Genomic DNA, 19120 nt, shown 5'->3' with positions numbered 1-19120 from the left:
GGGAGCGGCTCGGGTGCTATCAGCCCGTCAGCACCTCGGCCAGCACCTGCCGGACCTCGTCGATGCCGCTGGCGAGGACGGCTTCGATCTCAGCCATGGTGATTTCCCGCTGCACCTTGCCGGCGGCCGGATTCACCACCAGCGCCAGGCAGGCATAGGGCAGACCCAGTTCCCGGGCCAGGGCCGCTTCCGGCATCCCGGTCATGCCGACGATGTCGCAGCCGTCGCGCTCCAGGCGGACGATCTCCCCTGCAGTCTCCAACCGCGGCCCCTGGGTCGCGGCGTAGACGCCGTGGTCGCTGTGCGCCAGTTGCAGCTTGCGCAGTGCGCTCAGCAGCCGCTGACGCAAGGGCTCGTCGTAGGGAAAGCTGAAGTCGATGTGGGTGACCTGCTCCAGGTCCGCGCCTTCGAAGAAGGTATGGCCGCGCCCCCAGGTGTAGTCCACCAGTTGATGGGGCACGCACAGATGGCCGCTGCCCATGGCCGCATGGATACCGCCCACGGCATTCACCGCGACGATGGCCTCGGCACCGGCCTCCTTGAGCGCCCAGAGGTTGGCGCGGTAGTTGACCTGATGCGGCGGAAGGCGATGGGGATGGCCATGGCGCGCCAGGAACAGCACCTCGCGGCCAGCATAGCGACCGCGCTGCACGGGTGCCGAAGGCACTCCCCAGGGCGTTTCGAAGGTCTGGGCCTGGTCCAGCTCCAGGCCGGCGAGCGCGGTGAGGCCGGTGCCTCCGATGATAGCGTAGGTGGTCATGGATACGTCCTCTAGATGAGTTCAGCCTGGCGCAGCCGCTGCAGGGCAAGACTCCACTGCGGCTGCTGCCGATAATCGAGATCGACGTGGCGACGAGCCCTCATGCTGGCCAACCGTGGCGCGGGCGAAACGCCCAGCTGCTGTACCCGGGTCAGGGCCAACTCGGCCGCCGCGCGATCGTTACAGACCAGGCCCATGTCGCAACCAGCGCTGAGGGCCGCTTCGACGCGCTGACCGGCATCGCCGGCCACATGGGCACCGGCCATGGACAGGTCGTCGCTGAAGATCACCCCCTGGTAATTCAGTTCGCCGCGCAGGATGTCCTGCAGCCAGCGTCGGGAAAAGCCGGCCGGCTGGGGATCCACGGCAGGATAGATGACATGGGCGGGCATGACGCCGCCCAACCTCGGCAGCAGGGCCCGGAACGGTCGCAGGTCGGTGCGCAGCAGGGTGTCCAGATCGCGCTCGTCGGTGGGAATGGCATAGTGGGAATCGGCTTCGGCCCAGCCATGCCCGGGAAAATGCTTGCCCGTGGCGGCCATGCCGGCGTCACCCATGCCGGCGATGAAGGCATCGCCCAGCCTGATCACCTGCTCGGCATCGCCGAAGGAGCGCAGGCCTATGACCTGGCTGCGCCCATGGTCGACGTCCAGTACCGGGGCGAAGCTGAAGTCCAGCCCCACCGCCAGGATCTCGGTCGCCATGATCCAGCCACAGAGTCGGGCCAATTCCAGGCTGTCCGCGCGACCGCCCAGCTGCCCCATGGCCGGCAGCCGTACCACGTCGCGGCGCAGGCGCTGCACGCGACCGCCTTCCTGGTCCACGGCCAGCAACAGCTCCGGGCGCACTGCGCGGATCGCGCGGCACAGTTCGCGGACCTGCCCCGGGGTTTCGATGTTGCGGGCGAACAGGATCAGTCCGCCCACCTCTGGCTGGCGCAGCAGCTGACGATCCTCGGCGGTGAGCCAGGTGCCAGCGATATCGACCATCAGGGAGCCTTGCATGGGTACCTCGTCCGAATGCTCCGGCGCATGGCGCCGTGAAAGGGACGCAAGCTTACCCCAGCCACCCTCGATGCCGCAGCCTAGTAGGTCTCGGCCGTCTCCACCGCGACTGGCCGCCGCGGCCGATACTGGGCCTGGGCCAGCTCCGGTGCGTGCATCGCCGTCGGCGCCCGCATGCCGGTGGCGAGGAAGGGGACCATCAGCCGCAGCACCTGGTCGGTGTGGGTATCGACGCCGAAATCGTTCTCGCCGATCGCCCGCAGTGCCTTGATGCCGGACATGCTGAACACCGCCGCGCCCAGCATGAAGTGGGCGCGCCAGAACAGCTCCAGGGGCGGAATCTCGGGCACGGCGCGGTTCACCAGCAGCAGGAAGCGGCGGAAGGCACGCCCATAGGTCTGTTCCAGGTATTTGCGCAGGTGGCCCTGGCTCTGACTGAACGCCAGACCCAGCAGACGCATGAACACCGAGAGGTCATTGCCATGCCGTGGCTTGATGGCCAGCGAGTGGTCCACCAGCAGATTCAGCAGCGCTTCCAGGCTCACCTCTTCCCCGCTCTTCGGCTGCCACTGATCCAGATCCCGCTCCAGGTTGAAGCAGAAGGGATCGAGAAAGCGCGAGAACACCGCCTGGATCAGGGCCTTCTTGGAGCCGAAGTGATAGTTGACGGCCGCCAGATTGACCCCGGCGCGGGTGGTGATGAGTCGCAGCGAGGTTTCGGCAAAGCCGCGCTCGGCGAACAGTTGCTCGGCCGCATCCAGAATGCGCTCCACGGTATCCGACTGCGCCATGACCTTCCTCTATAGATGAATTTCCGTTTGAAACATATGTTTCAAACGCTATCCAAGTCAATCACAGTTCGGGCGGTGAGCCTGACCCGAAAGCGCTGGAGCACTCGTCTTTCCGCTGTTTGCGGGCTATTCGCCACGAATCCGGCCTGTCGTCCGAAGCCGGGCCAGGTGCCCTTGCCTACCACCTGGAGTTACTGTATATAATCACAGCATCATTAGACGACGCGACGTGCATCATGCTGAAACTGACACCGCGACAAGCCGAGATCCTGGCCTTCATCAAGCGTTGCCTCGAAGCCAATGGCTTTCCGCCTACCCGCGCGGAGATCGCGCAGGAGCTTGGTTTCAAATCGCCGAATGCGGCCGAGGAGCACCTCAAGGCCCTGGCCCGCAAGGGCGCCATCGAGATGACGCCGGGCGCCTCTCGTGGCATCCGCATCCCGGGTCTGGATACCACGCGCAAGGCCGACGAGAGCCTGCCGGTCATCGGTCGGGTCGCCGCGGGCGCCCCCATTCTGGCCGAGCAGAACGTCGAGGAAAACTGCGCCATCAACCCGGCCTTCTTCCAGCCCCGTGCCGACTACCTGCTCAAGGTCAAGGGCATGAGCATGAGAGACGTCGGCATCCTCGATGGCGACCTCTTGGCCGTCCATGTGACCCGTGAGGTGCACAATGGCCAGATCGTCGTGGCCCGGGTGGGCGACGAAGTCACCGTGAAGAGATTCAAGCGCTCGGGCAACCAGGTCACCCTGCTGGCGGAAAATCCCGAGTTCGCCCCTATCGAAGTCGATCTTTCCACCCAGGAATTCGCCATCGAAGGGTTAAGCGTTGGCGTCATCCGCCGCTAACGTCTAGGGCTGGCCTGCGGGCCAGCCTCTTGTCACCGCTATTTGCCTTACGCCGAAGTCTTGATCGGGGGTATCGGTTCGCGCTCCGAAAAAGCTCTCAAGACCAGGCTGAGCACAGTGACGTCATGTATCCATGGTACATGACGTCAAGTGGATTTGATCGAGTCGCCTCCAGGAGGTCGCCATGCAATTTCCCCTGATGTTCGATGCCCCGCGTTCGTTGGTTCAAGAGCTGGATCTGGCACCTGAGCTCCTGCTGCAGGAGCTGACCGCCTTTCTGCCCAAGGCCGGCAAGCCAGCCCGGGAGCTGCCGGCCGCCCCGCTGCCGGACACCTTCAGCGAGATGTCGCTGCACGGTAGCCAGGAACAGTGCCTGCAGTTGCTGGCGCCCATCCTGCGCCAGCTGAGCGACAAAGACGATGCTCGCTGGCTGACCCTGGTCACGCCGCCGTCGCTGCTCAGCAACGCCTGGTTGCGCAGTACCCATCTGAATCCGGAACGGGTGCTCCTGCTGCAGACGCCGAGCGCGGCCAAGACGCTGCAACTGGCCTGCGAAGTGCTGCGCAAGGGGCAGAGTCATACGGTGATCAGCTGGCTGCACGACCTCAGCGATGCGGGCAAGCAGCAACTGGCACGCGCCGCGGCCCAGGGCAACAGCCAGAGTCTGAACGTCAGATTCGCCTAGGCAGCGGACAAGAAGGGATGTAGCAGCGGCATTCCCGCACGGAATGCCGGATCAGGCGGAGAGTCAGTGCAGGACGCGGGGTTGATCGTCACGCTGAAGGCTGTCGCCTTCGGCCAAGCGACCCGCCATCTGCACGCCCAGGTTGAACATGGCCTTGGCCACCTCTATCTGCTGTCCATGCAGGAAATCCTTGGCATCGCTGGAAAACTCAAGGGTCACGAGGGCTTCCTCGTCGTCCGCACGGCGCAACACAATGCGACCATCGGAGAGTTCAACGATTTCCAGGTAGGCAGTAGTCATTCAGTATCTCCACAGCTAAGCGGATAGTGTAACAGCGTGGGGTCTGGGAGGCTGACTTGCCTGAGCCTTTTTCGACGGTCTGCAAGGCCATCGTCCTGACGGCCTCTGCGGCATGCTAGCTGGACGGCTCCTACCACTCGGTCATGGCACCGCGGAATCTGAGCGCCGTCTGCTTGAGACTTTCGCGCCAGGCTTCCACTTCTTCAAGACCCAGTTCCGGTTCGGCCGGTTCCAGGCTGACCGCTTCGATGAGGGCCAAGGTCGGGTCCTGCTTGGGCCGCCGTGGCGCCTGGGGCGGTTGCAGCAGCCGCTGGTATTCGGCGATCAAACGCGCCAGCCAAGTCTCCGAATTGCCAGCCAGCTCCAGCAGTTCACCCATTTCCGGACTGGGCGCCTCGTTCAAGGCGTCGGGTGAGAGCAGGACGGCGAGCGACGTGGCTTCCATAGTGGGATGACGGTAGAAGCCTGCCACCTCCTGACAGAGCCCCAGCAGGGCGCCATGCAGGTGAAACAGGCAGGCCTCGCGCTCGGCCATGATGCGGCCCTGGCTTTGTGCGGAGGGTGCCGCCTGAGCCGAGCGCCAGCTGTCCAGCGCCAGACCGGCGAAATAGAGCTTCTGGTTGGTGCGGGTGTAACGCTCGTTGGCCATGCCCTTCTCCTCGGGCCGGCTCACGCCGACCGCCTGTCTCGCGCCGGAGCCAGAGGCCCTAGCGCTTCTCTTCGACCTGCCACTTCTTGCCGTCGTAGAAGGCCTTCCAGCCGGTGGGCTTGCCCTCGACCTCGGTCTGCACGTACTGCTCCTTGGTCTTGCGGCTGAAGCGGATCACCGCCGGGCGGCCTTCGGCATCCTTCACCGGGGCACTCAGCAGATAATGGTACTTGGGATCGATCTCGTCGCGATGGGGCAGCAGTTCACTGACCAACGGCGCACGGGTCTCGCGATTCTTCGGGAAGCCACTGGCAGCCAGGAACAGACCCGAAGCGCCATCACGCAACACATAGGTGTCGTCGACCTTTTCGCAGCGCAGCTCAGGCATGGGCACGGCATCCATCTTCGGCGGAGCCGGCTCGCCGTTCTTGAGCAACTTGCGGGTGTTCTTGCAGGCCGGATTGGTACAGCCGAAGAACTTGCCGAAGCGGCCGGTCTTGAGCTGCATCTCGCTGCCGCACTTGTCGCATTCCAGCGAGGGGCCTTCGTAGCCCTTGATGCGATAGCTGCCCTCTTCGATTTCGTAGCCCGGGCAGTCCGGGTTGTTGCCGCAGACATGCAGCTTGCGGTGCTCGTCGATCAGATAGGCATCCATCGCCGTGCTGCAGATGGGGCAGCGATGCTTGCCGCGCAGGACCAGCGATTCGGACTCGCCCTCGTCGTCTTCGGCGATCTCGTCACCCGGCACCAGGTTGATGGTGGCCTTGCAGCGTTCCTTGGGCGGCAGGGCATAGCCCGAGCAGCCGAGGAAGACCCCGGTGGAGGCGGTCCGGATCATCATTGGCCGGCCGCAGAGCTGGCAGGGAATGTCGGTCAGGGTGGGCTGATTGGCCCTCATGCCCTTCTCGCCTGCTTCGGCGTTCTCCAGCTTCTGCTTGAAGTCGCCATAGAATTCGTCGAGCAGATTCTTCCAGTCCCGCTCGCCCTGGGCGACGTTGTCCAGATTGCCTTCCATGTTGGCGGTGAAGCTGAAGTCCATCAGGTTGGCAAAGCTTTCGTTGAGGCGATCGGTGACGATGTCGCCCATCTTCTCGGCATAGAAACGGCGATTGTGCACCGTCACGTAGCCACGATCCTGGATGGTGGAGATGATGGCGGCGTAGGTGGACGGCCGGCCGATGCCGCGCTTCTCCAGTTCCTTGACCAGGCTGGCTTCGGAGAAGCGGGCCGGCGGCTTGGTGAAGTGCTGGCTCGGGTCGAGCTTGATCAGGCCGAGGTCCTCGCCCTGCTTCATCTCCGGCAGGACGTCGTCGTCACCCGGCTTGCTCTGCTGCGGCAGGACGCGGGTGTAGCCATCGAACTTGAGGATGCGACCGCGGGCACGCAGCTCGAAGTCGCCCGCCGCGGCGGTCACCGTGGTGGACAGGTATTCGGCCGGCGGCATCTGACAGGCCAGGAACTGGCGCCAGATCAGTTCGTACAGGCGCTCGGCGTCGCGCTCCATGCCCGACAGGCTGTTGGGCTTGACGTTGACGTCGGACGGGCGGATGGCCTCGTGCGCTTCCTGGGCGCCTTCGCGGCTGCCGTAGACGTTGGCCTTTTCCGGCAGGTACTGCTTGCCGAATTCACTCTCGATGTAGCTACGAGCCATGGCGATGGCATCGCCCGACAGGTTGGTCGAGTCGGTACGCATGTAGGTGATGTAGCCGGCCTCATAGAGACGCTGGGCCATCATCATGGTCTTCTTCACCCCGAAGCCCAGGCGATTGCTCGCCGCCTGCTGCAGGGTGGAGGTGATGAAGGGTGCGGAGGGCCTGCTGCTGGTCGGCTTGTCTTCGCGCTTGGCGATGCGATAGGCGGCCTTTTCCAGCTTGGTCAGGGCGGCCTTGGCCTGGGCTTCGTTCAGCGGCTTGAAGGCTTCGCCCTTCTCGCGCACCACTTCGAAACGCACCTGGGCCTTCTTCGGCGTGGCCAGGTCCGCATGGATCTCCCAGTATTCCTCGGGGACGAAAGCGCGGATCTCGCGCTCGCGCTCCACCACCAGCTTGACCGCTACCGACTGAACTCGACCGGCGGACAGGCCACGGGCGATCTTCGACCACAGCAGCGGCGAGACCATGTAGCCGACCACGCGGTCAAGAAAACGCCGCGCCTGCTGGGCGTTGACGCGATTGATGTCCAGTTCGCCGGGCTGGGAGAAGGCCTCCTGGATGGCCTTCTTGGTGATCTCGTTGAAGACCACGCGCTTGTAGCGCGAGTCGTCGCCGCCGATGGCTTCCCGCAGGTGCCAGGCGATGGCCTCCCCTTCGCGGTCCAAGTCGGTCGCGAGATAGACGGTATCGGCGTCCTTGGCCAAGCGGCGCAGTTCCTCGATCACCTTTTCCTTGCCGGGCAGGATCTCGTAGTGCGCCTTCCAGCCGTGCTCGGGATCGACACCCATGCGGGCGAACAGCTGACGCCGGGCCTTTTCCTTGGGTGACAGCGCGGGCGCCTCGGCGGCGGTCTTGCGCGTCTTGGCGGCGGGCTCCTTGGCGGTGCCGGCGCCGCTGGTGGGAAGGTCGCGGATGTGGCCGATGCTCGACTTCACCACGTACTGGTTACCCAGATACTTGTTGATGGTCTTGGCCTTGGCCGGGGATTCCACGATGACCAGCGATTTACCCATGGGAGAGTCAGATTCCTGCTTGAAAGCGATGAGCGAGCGAAAGGCGAGCGCCAATACGGCGGATGGAGGACCAGAACGACTTCAGTCTGGTGCGCCGGGGGCGGTCGGCCAACGCGGCACCGCTATATATAGTGGCGATGTCGGCAAGGTCAAGGCTGCGGCGTGGCATCCAGACCCAAGGGATCGGCTTCGACGCTGATCAGCGCGAAGCGCGGCACCTGCTCGCCATCGACCTGGACGCTCTCGCGAAACATGCTCAAGGGGCGGGCCCAGAGACCATATTCGCCATACAACGCCTGATAGATGACCAGCTCTTCCTCGGTCTCCGAATGCCGGGCCAGACCCAGCACCCGATACTGCTGACCCTTGTAGTGCCGGTAGAGTCCCGTCTGCAATGCCATGTTCCACCTCGAAAAAAGAAAACCGGGGCAGCCCTGGGGGCGCCCCGGTCGGATGACGCACGCTGCGGCGGATCAGCGCAGGCGTTCGAACACCGTGGTGATGCCCTGGCCGAGCCCCACGCACATGGTGGCCAGGCCGAAGGTGCCGTCATTCTGTTTCATGACATTTAACAGCGTGCCTGAAATTCTGGCGCCAGAGCAACCGAAGGGGTGACCCAGGGCGATGGCACCGCCGTGCAGGTTGACCTTTTCCTCCATCTTGTCGAGCACCTTGAGGTCCTTGAGCACCGGCAGGGCCTGGGCGGCGAAGGCTTCGTTGAGTTCGATGAAATCGATGTCGGCGATGGTCAGGCCGGCGCGCTTGAGCGCCTTCTGCGAGGCCGGCACCGGACCGTAGCCCATGATCGCCGGATCCACGCCGGCCACGGCCATGGAGCGGATCTTGGCAAGCGGTTGCAGGCCCAGGTCCTGGGCGCGCTGGGCGGACATGACCAGCATGCAGGAGGCGCCATCAGTGATCTGCGAAGAGGTGCCGGCGGTCACGGTCCCGCCCTTCGGGTTGAAGGCCGGCTTCAGGGCCGCCAGTCCTTCGAGGGTGGTTTCCGGACGGATGGTCTCGTCCTGGCTGAAGACCTTGAGGAAGCCGTTCTCGTCGTGACCTTCCAGGGGAATGATCTCGTCCTTGAATTTGCCTTCCTGGGTGGCCTTCCAGGCCAGTTGATGAGAGCGGTAGCCGAACTGGTCCTGGGCTTCGCGGGTGATGCCATGCATCTTGCCCAGCATCTCGGCGGTCAGGCCCATCATGCCGGAGGCCTTGGCGGCGTGCAGCGACAGCTGGGGATTCGGATCGACGCCGTGCATCATGCCGACGTGGCCCATGTGCTCCACCCCGCCGACGACGAAGACGTCGCCGTTGCCGGTCTGGATCGCCTGGGCGGCGGTGTGCAGGGCGCTCATGGAGGAACCGCACAGGCGGCTCACCGTCTGGGCGCCGCTGGTATGGGGGATGCGGGTCAGCAGCGAGGCCATGCGGGCGATGTTCCAGCCCTGTTCCAGGGTCTGGTTGACGCAGCCCCAGATCACGTCTTCCACCTCGGCCGGGTTGACCTGGGGGTTGCGGTCGAGGACCGCGTCGATCAGCCGCGCGGACAGGGTCTCGGCGCGGGTGTTACGGTGCATGCCGCCCTTGGAACGGCCCATGGGCGTGCGGGCGAAGTCGACGATGACGACGTCTCTCGGATTCAGACTCATTTCTTTACTCCAGGCTCAACCGAAGAAGCGTTGGCCAGCGGCGGCCATTTCGCGGAGTTTGGGGGTCGGGTGGTACAGCGGCCCGAGGTCGGCGTACTTGTCGGCCATGGCGACGAATTCGGCCACGCCGAGGCTGTCGATGTAGCGCAGCGCACCACCACGGAAGGGCGGGAAGCCGATGCCGTAGATCAGGCCCATGTCGGCCTCGGCGGCGCTGTCGACGATGCCGTCTTCCAGGCAGCGCACGGCTTCCAGACACAGCGGCACCATCATCCGCTCGACGATCTCCTCGTCGGTGAATTCACGCTGTTCGTAGGTGACCGGTGCCAGCACCTCGGCCACGGTCGGATCGGCGACCTTCTTCGGCTTGCCCTTCTTGTCGGTCTCGTAGACATAGAAGCCCTTGCCGTTCTTCTGGCCGAGGCGCTGCGCTTCGTAGAGGGCGTCCAGCGCGGTCTTGCGGCTTTCCTTCATGCGCTCGGGGAAGCCCTCGGCCATGACGTCGCGGGCGTGGTGGGCGGTGTCCATGCCGACCACGTCCATCAGGTAGGCTGGGCCCATGGGCCAGCCGAACTTCTCCATCAGCTTGTCGACGCGCTGGAAATCGGCCCCCTGGGCCAGCAGCGCGGCGAAGCCGCCGAAGTACGGGAAGAGAATGCGGTTGACCAGGAAGCCGGGGCAGTCATTGACCACGATGGGGTTCTTGCCCATCTGGCGAGCGTAGGCCACGGTGGTGGCGATGGCTCTTTCGCTGGTCTTCTCGCCACGGATCACCTCGACCAGGGGCATCATGTGCACCGGGTTGAAGAAGTGCATGCCGCAGAAATTTTCCGGACGCTTGAGCGCCTGGGCCAGGAGGCTGATGGAGATGGTGGAGGTGTTGGAGGTGAGGATGGCGTCCTCGCGTACCTGGCCTTCCACTTCGGCCAGCACGGCCTGCTTGACCTTGGGGTTCTCGACCACCGCCTCGACCACCAGGTCGACGCTCTTGAAGTCGCCATAGGACAGGGTCGGGCGGATGCGATTGAGCGCCTCGGCCATCTTCACCGGCTCCAGGCGGCCCTTCTCGACACGCTTGTTGAGCAGCTTGCTGGCTTCGTTCAGGCCCAGCTCCAGGGCTTCGTCACGAATGTCCTTCATCAGGATCGGGGTGCCCTTGAGCGCGGACTGGTAGGCGATGCCGCCGCCCATGATGCCAGCGCCCAGCACGCTGGTCAGCTTGACCGGCGCAGCCTGCTTTTCCAGCACCTTGGCCTTGCGCTTGAGCGCCTGGTCATTGAGGAACAGGCCGACCAGGCTGGCGGAGACCGAGGTCTGGGCCATCTTGGCGAAACCGGCGCCTTCGACTTCCAGGGCCTTGTCACGACCGTAGTTGGCGGACTTCTGGATGGCCTTGATGGCTTCCAGCGGCGCCGGATAGTGCGGACCGGCCTGACTGGCGACGAAACCCTTGGCCGACTCGAAGGCCATCATGGCTTCGATGGCATTGAGCTGCAGCTTTTCCAGCTTGGGTTTGCGCCTGGCCTTGTAGTCCAGCTCGCCGGCCGCAGCGCGGCGGACCAGATCCAGGGCGGCGTCGAACAGGTGCTCGGGGGCGACCACGGCGTCGGCCACGCCGACCTTGAGGGCGGTGGCGGCGTCGTTTTCCTTGCCGGAGGCGATCCACTCGATGGCGTTGTCGCTGCCGATCAGGCGCGGCAGGCGAACGGTGCCACCCCAGCCCGGATAGATGCCCAGCTTGACTTCCGGCAGGCCGATGCGCGCGGCGGTGCTCAGCACCCGGTAGTCGGCGGCCAGGGTCATCTCGCAACCACCACCCAGGGCGATGCCGCCCACGGCGGCCACGGTGGGCACCGGCAAGTCTTCGAAGTCGTTGAAAATGCGGTTGATCTCGGCGATGCCGGCCTGCAGCTCTTCGGTCGGCCGGCCGAACATCTCGACGAATTCGGTGATGTCGGCGCCGACGATGAAAACGTCCTTGCCGCTGGTGACGATGACGCCGCGCAGGCCGGCGTGGGCTTTCAGGGCATCCACGGCCTGGCGGAATTCGCGCAGGGTGATGGCGCTGAACTTGTTGACCGATTCGCCTTGGAGGTCGAAGCGAAGTTCGGCGATGCCGTCCTCCACGTCGCGCACCGAAAGGGCTTTGCCTTCGAAAATCATCAGCGGTCTCCCTTGAGTCCTGGTCGCGAGGCGGGCGGCGGCTTGGGTGGAAGCCGAAAATCGCCAGCCCCGATATTGTTCTGTGGAGGGCACCGGCCGGGCCGGGGCGAAAATTCATACAACCGTTTGAACGGCTCGCACAACCTTCTGGCAAAAGCGGGCGCTTGTCAATTGGGACACGCGGGGAAAGCGCAACCGGAGGTTCGCGTGGTGGGCGCTTGAGCTTGGCGCGCTTCTGTGCAAGATAGCCGTGGAGCTATCCCCGACTCCTGGAGTCGAAACTACAAGTGGGCGAGCCTCTGCCTGAACAGCTGCCGAGCGACAGCCGGTTCTTTCCAGGCAGAACCTGAAGCCTGCGAATCGAGCGCCAGCCACGGTACGGCCTGGCGCCCCATCATGAAGGAGAGATGTGTATGGCCTACCAACACATATTGGTTGCCGTCGACCTGACCGACGATTGCCAGCCGGTGATCCGCCGCGCCGTGGCCCTGGGTCAGTGCTGTGGCAGCAAGGTGTCCCTAGTGCACGTGGTCGAGCCCATGGCCATGGCCTTTGGCGGTGACGTGCCCATGGATCTGTCGTCGCTGCAGCAGCAGCAGATCGAGCAGGCCCGCGAACGACTGGATGGTTTTACCACCCAGTATGCAGAGTTGGCCGGCAACTGCGTGCTGGCCTACGGGCAACCGCGCCAGGAGATCCACCGCATGGCCAAGGAGCAGGGCTGCGACCTGATCGTGGTCGGCAGCCATGGTCGTCACGGTCTGGCCTTGCTGCTGGGCTCGACGTCCAACGACCTGCTGCACGGCGCGCCTTGCGATACCCTCGCGGTGGCCCTGAACAAGGACAAGACCTGATCCCGCGGCCGGGTTGGATCACTCCAACTCGGCCCAGCGCTCGATGAGGCGATCCAGTTCCGCTTGCAACGCCTCCATGCGGGCAAGCTTGCCGCGGCTGACCTCGGCAGGTAGCTGATAGAAACCCGGATCCGCGATGGCGGTCTGCAAGGCCTCCAGCTCGATCTCCGCGGTCTCGATGGCACCTGGCAAAGCGTCCAGCTCGCGCTGCTCCTTGTAACTGAGCTTGCGCTTGGCCGGCGCGGCTGCAGCAGCCACGGGAGTGGCGACCGGCGCAGGTTCACTCTTGCTAGCCGGTTGTGCTGACTTGCCGTCTTCACGGGTCTGCACGCCCAGCAGACGTGGCGAGCCGCCCTGGCGTAGCCAGTCGTGATAGCCGCCGACGTATTCCTGTACCCGTCCTGCCCCTTCGAACACCAGGGTGCTGGTCACCACGTTATCGAGGAAGGCCCGGTCGTGGCTGACCATCAGCACGGTGCCCTCGAAACTCAGCAACACCTCTTCGAGCAGTTCCAGGGTCTCGACGTCGAGATCATTGGTCGGTTCGTCCAGCACCAGCAGGTTGGCAGGCTTGCTGAACAGCTTGGCCAGCAACAGCCGGGCCCGCTCACCACCGGACAGCGCCTTGACCGGCGTACGGGCACGCTGCGGACTGAACAGGAAGTCCCCCAGGTAGCTCAGTACGTGGCGATCCTGGCCATTGATGGTGATGAACTCGCGACCCTCGGCGAGGTTGTCGATCACCGTCTTTTCCGGCTCCAGTTGCAGGCGCAACTGGTCGAAGTAGGCGATCTCCAGCTTGGTGCCGTACTGGATCTTGCCGGCGGTGGGCTGCAGGTCACCCAGCAGCAGCTTGAGCAGGGTGGTCTTGCCCGAGCCGTTGGGGCCGAGCAGACCGATACGATCGCCGCGCTGGATCATCAGGGTCAGGTCGCGGATCAATGGCTCGCCGCCAGGATGGGCATAGCTCATGTGCTCGGCGAGGATGACCTGCTTGCCGGACTTGTCGGCCGTTTCCAGCAGGAGATTGGCCTTGCCCTGACGCTCGCGGCGCTCGCTGCGTTCGTTGCGCATGGCCTTGAGGGCACGGACCCGGCCTTCGTTGCGGGTCCGCCGGGCCTTGATACCCTGGCGGATCCAGACCTCTTCCTGGGCCAGGCGCTTGTCGAACAGGGCATTGGCGGTCTCTTCCGCCGCCAGCTGCTGCTCCTTGTGCACCAGGAAGCTGGCGTAGTCGCCCTGCCAGTCGATCAGGTTGCCGCGGTCCAGTTCGAGGATGCGGGTGGCCAGCGCCTGCAGGAAGGCCCGGTCGTGGGTGATGAACAGCACGGCGCCGGGATAGCCGCGCAGGGCGTCTTCCAGCCAGGCGATGGCCCCGATGTCCAGGTGGTTGGTGGGTTCGTCGAGCAGCAGCAGATCGGGCTCGGCCACCAGGGCCTGAGCCAGCAGCACGCGCCGCCGCCAGCCGCCGGAGAGTTCGGCGAGGGTCTTCTCCGCCGGCAGCTGCAGCCGGCTCAGGGTGCTCTCCACCAGTTGCTGCAGGCGCCAGCCATCGCGGGCCTCCAGCTCCTGCTGGACGTGCATGAGGCGGTCCATGTCCAGTTCACCGCTGGTGTCCTGGGTCAGGTGGTGGTATTCGGCGAGCAGCTCGCCAACGCCCGCCAGGCCGGCGGCCACCACGTCGAACACCGAGCGATCGTCGGCGCGCGGCAATTCCTGCGGCAGTTCGCCGATCTTCAGCGCCGGCGCGCGCCAGACCTCGCCGTCGTCGGCCTGCTGCTCGCCCTTGACGATGCGCAAGAGGCTGGATTTGCCGGTGCCGTTGCGGCCGATGATGCATACCCGCTCGCCCCGTTCGATCTGCCAGGACACCCCGTCCAGCAAGGGGGTGACGCCAAAGGCCAGGGATACGTTGGTGAACTTGAGCAGCGCCATGGGTTTCTCCGCGAAAAAGGCCAGCCAGTCTAGCAGAGACGCCTACCCCGGCGCCGGTCGACACGACCCGGCGAAACGCCCGGACCGCCCGACGGCAGGCCATGGCCAACGCTTTCGCCGCCTGGCGCCGGCACGTAAGCTAGACTGCCCCGTGACGGTCGGCCGCTGGCCCTGAGCCTGGCGCGCCGCCTCCTCCGCATTCAGCTTTTACGGAATTCCCATGCGCGGTCGCCTGTTCGTCATCCTGCCCCTGCTCCTCGCTCCCCTGATCGGCTCCACCACCTCGCAAGCCGCTCCCCTGGAGCAGCAGCGGCAACTCTACGACCAGGCCAAGGCGGCGCTGGACCGCGGCGACGCCAGTGTCTACCTGGCCAATCGCGGCGAATTGCGCACCTATCCGCTGGAGCCCTACCTGGCCTACGACGAGCTGATCAAGCGCGTCCCCGGCGCCAGCGACGCCGAGATCGAGACCTTTCTCGCCGAGCACGGCGACCTGCCGCAGTCCAACTGGCTGCGTTTGCGCTGGCTGCGCAGCCTGGCCGATCGCGGCGACTGGAATCGCTTCGAGAAATACTATTCGCCCGACTACAACTTCACCGAACTGGACTGCCTGCACGGCCAGTACCTGATCGCCCAGGGCAATGCCAGCGAGGGCTTCAAGCTGGCGGAGAAGTACTGGCTGGTGGGCAAGGCCCAGCCGACCAGCTGCGATGGCCTGTTCCAGGCCTGGGCGGCGCGCGGCCAGCTCACCGAGGAGCGGGTCTGGGAGCGCGCCAAGCTGGCCGCCGACAAGGGCGAATACGGCCTGGTGCGCACCCTCTCCGCCCAGTTGCCGACCCTATCCGGCCAGGCCCAGCGGCTGATCGACGTGGCGCAGAAGCCCCAGCAGATCGCCAATGTCCAGGCCTTCGCGCCGGCCAGCGAAAGCCTCGCCGACGTGGTCGGCCTGGGACTGCGCAAACTGGCCCGCCAGGATCCGGAACAGGCCATGGGTCTGCTCGACGTCTACAGCCAGCGCATGCCCTTCACCCGCGATGAAAAGGTCGCCATCGCCCGCCAGATCGGCCTGACCCTGGCGAAGAACTTCGATCCGCGCGCCCTGCTGTTGATGGAGCGTTACGATCCCGAGCTGCGTGACGATGACGTCAGCGAATGGCGCGCCCGACTGCTCCTGCGCCTGGGTCGCTGGAGCGATGCCCATGCCCTGATCGAGCGCTTTCCACCCAGCCTGGCCAAGGCCAATCGCTGGGAATACTGGCGCGCCCGCACCCTGGAGCTGATGCAGCCGCAGAGTCCGGCGGTGCTGCGCGAATACGCCGTAGTCAGTCGCGAGCGTGACTATTATGGCTTTCTCGCTGCCGACCGCAGCAAGGCACCCTATCAGCTCAACAACAAGCCGCTGATGCTCAGCGACGCCCTCAAGCGCAAGGTACGCAACACCCCGGGCGTGCAGCGGGCCCTGGAATTCATCGCTCGTGGCGAGCCGATCAATGCCCGCCGCGAGTGGTTCTACGTCAGCCGTCACTTCAACCGTGACGAACTGGTGGCCCAGGCGCGCATGGCCTACGACATGCAGTGGTACTTCCCGGCGATTCGCACCATCAGCCTGGCCAAGTACTGGGACGACCTGGATATCCGCTTCCCCATCGCCTATCGCGAGAGCTTCGTGCGCGAGGCCCAGACCCGCGGCCTGCACAGCAGCTGGGTGTTCGCCATCACCCGCCAGGAGAGCGGTTTCATGGCCGATGCGCGCTCCGGCGTGGGCGCCATGGGGCTGATGCAGCTGATGCCGGCCACCGCCAGCCATACCGCCAGCAAGTTCGCCATTCCCCTGGCCTCGCCGCAGCAGGCGCTGACCCCGGAAAAGAACATCCAGCTGGGCACCGCCTATCTGTCCATGGTCCATGCCCAGTTCAACGGCAACCGCGTGCTGGCCTCGGCCGCCTACAACGCCGGTCCGGGCCGGGTGAAACGCTGGCTGAACGGCGCCCGCCACTTGGCCTTCGATGTCTGGGTGGAGACCATTCCCTTCGACGAGACGCGGCAATATGTGCAGAACGTGCTGGCCTACGCGGTGATCTACGGGCAGAAGCTCAATTCGCCACAACCCCTGGTGGACTGGAACGAGCGCTTCTTCGACGAGACCTGAGCGCCTGCCGGCTAAATCTCCCCCTCCCTGGCGGACTCGAACGCTGGTTCGAGTCCGCCGCGCAGTCGCCGTCCAGAGCGTTTCCGTCGCTGCGCCGCACGTTCCGGCAAGGCCTCCGGCCCCGTGACGGCTGCGCAATCGAGCGTCACCCCCTATACTGCAGCCCCTTTTTTTCCGCTATTGAACCGGAGAAACCCATGCTCAAGCGTTCGCTGGCCCTGGCAGCAGGCCTGGCCCTGTCCCTGACGTCCCTGCTTTCCCATGCCGCCGACGAATTGCGCGTCTCGGCCATTCCCGACGAGGCGCCCACCGAGCTGATCCGCAAGTTCAAGCCGCTGGGCGAATACCTGGAGCAACGCCTGGGCATGCCGGTCAAGTTCGTGCCGGTGTCCGACTATGCCGGCGTGGTGGAAGCCATGGCGTCGGATCGGCTGGACCTGGCCTGGTTCGGTGGCTTCACCTTCGTCCAGGCGCAGCGTAAGGCGCCGATGAATCCCCTGGTACAGCGCGAGGAAGATCAGCAGTTCACCAGCAAATTCATCACCGCCGATCCGGCCGTGAAGAGCCTGCAGGACCTCAAGGGTAAGACCTTCGCCTTTGGTTCGGTCTCCTCCACTTCGGGCAGCCTGATGCCGCGCTACTTCATGCAGCAGGACGGCATCGTTCCCGAGCAGTTCTTCTCGCGGGTGGCCTATTCCGGCGCCCATGACGCCACCGTTGCCTGGGTTGCCGCGGGCAAGGCCGATGCCGGGGTGCTCAACGCCTCGGTGTGGAAGAAGCTGGTCGACGCCGGCAAGGTCGATACCAGCAAGGTGCGGGTGATCGCCACCACCCCGGCCTACTACGACTACAACTGGACGGTACGCGGCAATCTGGATCCGCAACTGGCGGCCAAGATCAAACAGGCCTTCCTCGACCTGGATCCGGCCAAGCCCGCCGACAAGGCGATCCTCGACCTGCAGGCGGCCAGCCGCTTCGTGCCGACTTCGCCGGACAACTACAAGAGCATCGAGGCTTCCGCCCTGGCAGCCGGCCTGCTCAAGTGAGTCTCGCCCTCAGGGGCGTGACGCTGGTACACGCCGACGGCTCGCCTGCCCTGGCCGATCTCGACCTGCACCTGGAACAGGGTGAGCAGGTCGCCCTGATCGGCCCGTCCGGGGCGGGCAAGACCAGCCTGCTGCGGCTGCTGGCCACCGGGCTGCGGCCCGTGACGGGTCAGCTGCAGCTACTCGGGGAAGATCCCTGGACGCTGGGCAACCGCGCACGGCGCCACCTGCGCGCCCGTATCGGTCTCATCCACCAGGCCCCGCCGCTGCCCGCACGCCAGAGAGTCATCACCGCGGTGCTGGCCGGACGGCTCGGCCAATGGTCGCTGGTGCGTAGCCTGGTCAGCCTGGTGCATCCCCTGGATCGCGCCGGTGCCGCTGCGGCCCTGGCGCCGCTGGATCTCGCCGACCGTCTCTACGCCTCCTGCGATCAGTTGTCCGGTGGCCAGCTGCAGCGCATCGGCATCGCCCGGGCGCTCTACCAGCAACCGCAGCTGCTGCTCGCCGACGAACCCGTGTCGGCCATGGACCCGGTGCTGGCCGGCCATACCCTGGAGGTGCTGAGCGACGCCGCCGGGCGCCAGGGCAGCACCCTGGTCACCAGCCTGCACAACGTCGAACTGGCGCTGCAGCGCTTTCCGCGCATCCTCGGTCTGCGTGCCGGCCGGCTGCTGTGGGACAAGCCCGCCAGCGCGGTGAGCGAGGCCGATCTCGCGGCGCTCTATGCCAATGACGGCCTGAGCACCACTCTACCGCCCGCCGCGCCGACTCCGGCCGAGACACCGCTCGATCTGCCACGATGCTGAATCCGCCTCGTCGGGACCCCGCTGCCCGGCCCCGCCTGCTGCTCACCCTGCTGGCCCTGGTGCTGGCCTGGCCGACGCTGCGCCTGGCGGAATTCGATCTGCTGGGCCTCTTCACCGGCGACAATGCCCGCACCATGGGCAACTTTCTCGCCGGCTTCTGGCCACCGGCCCATGACGCCGACTTTCTCGCCGTGCTGGGTCGCGCCACCCTGGAAACCCTGGCCATCGCCACCTTGGGCATGGCTCTGGCGGCACTGATCGCCCTGCCCGCTGCCCTGCTGGCCACCCGCGCGCTATCGATCTCCGCCCTGCCCCGCGCCGGTCGCCCCGGTCGGTTGCCGCGCCTGCTCCGCGGGTTGGTCCGCGGGGTACTGATCGTCCTGCGCAGCGTGCCGGAGATCGTCTGGGCGCTGCTGTTCGTCCGCGCCGTCGGCCTGGGCCCCACGGCGGGGGTGCTGGCCATCGCCATCACCTACGGCGGCATGCTGGGCAAGGTCTATGCGGAGATTTTCGAATCGGTCGATCCCCGCCCGGCGCGGGCCCTGCTACTGCAAGGCGCCGGGCGCCTGCAGGCCTTCGTCTATGGCGTGCTGCCCAATGCCGCGGGCGAGATGATTTCCTATAGCGTCTACCGCTGGGAGTGCGCCATCCGCGCCTCGGTGGTGATGGGCTTCGTCGGCGCTGGCGGTCTCGGCCAGCAGGTCGACCTGTCGCTGCGCATGTTCGCCGGTGGCGAGGTGGCCAGCCTGCTGCTGACCTTCCTGGTGCTGGTGCTCCTGGCCGATGTGCTCAGTCGCCTGCTGCGCCAGGTGG

The 19120-nt window shown here is 65.5% G+C and carries 16 protein-coding genes and 1 pseudogene; 7 read left to right on the top strand and 10 right to left on the bottom strand.

What is annotated here, in order from left to right:
• Positions 1–19 precede the first annotated feature (19 nt).
• The 3 genes from LRS53_RS00380 to LRS53_RS00370 all read right to left on the bottom strand — a co-directional run bounded on the left by LRS53_RS00380 (position 20) and on the right by LRS53_RS00370 (position 2555).
• The gene (locus LRS53_RS00380; protein WP_231354506.1) at positions 20–760 is read right to left on the bottom strand and encodes an S-methyl-5'-thioinosine phosphorylase; all 741 of its coding nucleotides are present in this window, start codon (positions 758–760) and stop codon (positions 20–22) included.
• An 11-nt stretch (positions 761–771) separates the two neighbouring features.
• Complete coding sequence (gene nagZ, locus LRS53_RS00375; RefSeq protein ID WP_231354505.1) at positions 772–1764, bottom strand: beta-N-acetylhexosaminidase; 993 nt, start codon at positions 1762–1764, stop codon at positions 772–774.
• A gap of 80 nt (positions 1765–1844) precedes the next feature.
• Positions 1845–2555: a TetR/AcrR family transcriptional regulator gene (locus tag LRS53_RS00370; RefSeq protein ID WP_160923262.1), complete on the bottom strand. Its 711-nt coding sequence runs from the start codon at positions 2553–2555 to the stop codon at positions 1845–1847.
• A gap of 236 nt (positions 2556–2791) precedes the next feature.
• Here LRS53_RS00370 and lexA point away from each other — a divergent pair, with 236 nt between their 5' ends.
• Positions 2792–3403, top strand: coding sequence for a transcriptional repressor LexA (gene lexA, locus LRS53_RS00365; RefSeq protein ID WP_026083698.1), 612 nt, complete (start codon positions 2792–2794; stop codon positions 3401–3403).
• A 184-nt stretch (positions 3404–3587) separates the two neighbouring features.
• A complete protein-coding gene (gene sulA / locus LRS53_RS00360) occupies positions 3588–4088 on the top strand; it encodes an SOS-induced cell division inhibitor SulA (protein ID WP_017639780.1) in 501 nt (166 codons plus the stop codon).
• A 63-nt stretch (positions 4089–4151) separates the two neighbouring features.
• On the opposite strand, the gene LRS53_RS00355 is transcribed toward sulA, so the two are convergent.
• From LRS53_RS00355 to fadB, 6 genes are all read right to left on the bottom strand, one after another.
• Positions 4152–4388, bottom strand: coding sequence for a hypothetical protein (locus LRS53_RS00355; RefSeq protein WP_007162387.1), 237 nt, complete (start codon positions 4386–4388; stop codon positions 4152–4154).
• Positions 4389–4518: 130 nt separating this feature from the next.
• Complete coding sequence (locus LRS53_RS00350; protein ID WP_231354503.1) at positions 4519–5037, bottom strand: DUF6586 family protein; 519 nt, start codon at positions 5035–5037, stop codon at positions 4519–4521.
• A gap of 58 nt (positions 5038–5095) precedes the next feature.
• On the bottom strand, positions 5096–7702 hold the full coding sequence (topA, locus tag LRS53_RS00345) for a type I DNA topoisomerase (protein ID WP_231354502.1): 2607 nt from the start codon (positions 7700–7702) through the stop codon (positions 5096–5098).
• A 149-nt stretch (positions 7703–7851) separates the two neighbouring features.
• Positions 7852–8103 carry a DUF1653 domain-containing protein gene (locus tag LRS53_RS00340; RefSeq protein WP_026083700.1) on the bottom strand — a complete coding sequence of 84 codons (252 nt, stop codon included), beginning with the start codon at positions 8101–8103 and terminating at the stop codon, positions 7852–7854.
• 72 nt (positions 8104–8175) lie between these two features.
• Positions 8176–9354, bottom strand: a complete 1179-nt coding sequence (gene fadA, locus LRS53_RS00335; protein WP_017639784.1) for an acetyl-CoA C-acyltransferase FadA — start codon at positions 9352–9354, stop codon at positions 8176–8178.
• A 15-nt stretch (positions 9355–9369) separates the two neighbouring features.
• On the bottom strand, positions 9370–11517 hold the full coding sequence (gene fadB / locus LRS53_RS00330; RefSeq protein WP_231354501.1) for a fatty acid oxidation complex subunit alpha FadB: 2148 nt from the start codon (positions 11515–11517) through the stop codon (positions 9370–9372).
• 413 nt (positions 11518–11930) lie between these two features.
• On the opposite strand from fadB, the gene LRS53_RS00325 reads away from it, so the two are divergent.
• Positions 11931–12371 carry a universal stress protein gene (locus LRS53_RS00325; protein ID WP_017639786.1) on the top strand — a complete coding sequence of 147 codons (441 nt, stop codon included), beginning with the start codon at positions 11931–11933 and terminating at the stop codon, positions 12369–12371.
• 18 nt (positions 12372–12389) lie between these two features.
• Here LRS53_RS00325 and LRS53_RS00320 read toward each other — a convergent pair whose 3' ends face one another.
• Entirely contained in the window at positions 12390–14306 is a 1917-nt protein-coding gene (locus LRS53_RS00320) for an ATP-binding cassette domain-containing protein (protein WP_231354498.1), read from the bottom strand.
• 220 nt (positions 14307–14526) lie between these two features.
• Here LRS53_RS00320 and LRS53_RS00315 point away from each other — a divergent pair, with 220 nt between their 5' ends.
• From LRS53_RS00315 to LRS53_RS00300, 4 genes and pseudogenes are all read left to right on the top strand, one after another.
• Positions 14527–16455 carry a transglycosylase SLT domain-containing protein gene (locus tag LRS53_RS00315; RefSeq protein WP_231354497.1) on the top strand — a complete coding sequence of 643 codons (1929 nt, stop codon included), beginning with the start codon at positions 14527–14529 and terminating at the stop codon, positions 16453–16455.
• Positions 16456–16652: 197 nt separating this feature from the next.
• Positions 16653–17501: a putative selenate ABC transporter substrate-binding protein gene (locus tag LRS53_RS00310; RefSeq protein WP_231354494.1), complete on the top strand. Its 849-nt coding sequence runs from the start codon at positions 16653–16655 to the stop codon at positions 17499–17501.
• Positions 17498–18307, top strand: coding sequence for a phosphonate ABC transporter ATP-binding protein (locus tag LRS53_RS00305; protein WP_231354490.1), 810 nt, complete (start codon positions 17498–17500; stop codon positions 18305–18307). The genes LRS53_RS00310 and LRS53_RS00305 overlap by 4 nt, the downstream gene beginning before the upstream one ends.
• Positions 18301–19113: pseudogene (locus tag LRS53_RS00300) on the top strand (PhnE/PtxC family ABC transporter permease); the annotation flags it as partial. The gene LRS53_RS00305 and the pseudogene LRS53_RS00300, both read left to right, overlap by 7 nt.
• Positions 19114–19120: the final 7 nt, after the last annotated feature.

Origin of the sequence: Pseudomonas sp. PLB05 (genome assembly GCF_021106615.1) — a bacterium.
In the GTDB taxonomy this organism is placed as follows: domain Bacteria; phylum Pseudomonadota; class Gammaproteobacteria; order Pseudomonadales; family Pseudomonadaceae; genus Chryseomonas; species Chryseomonas benzopyrenica.
The sequence above is the reverse complement of the archived record's forward strand: the minus strand, read 5'-3'. Positions and strand labels throughout refer to the sequence as shown.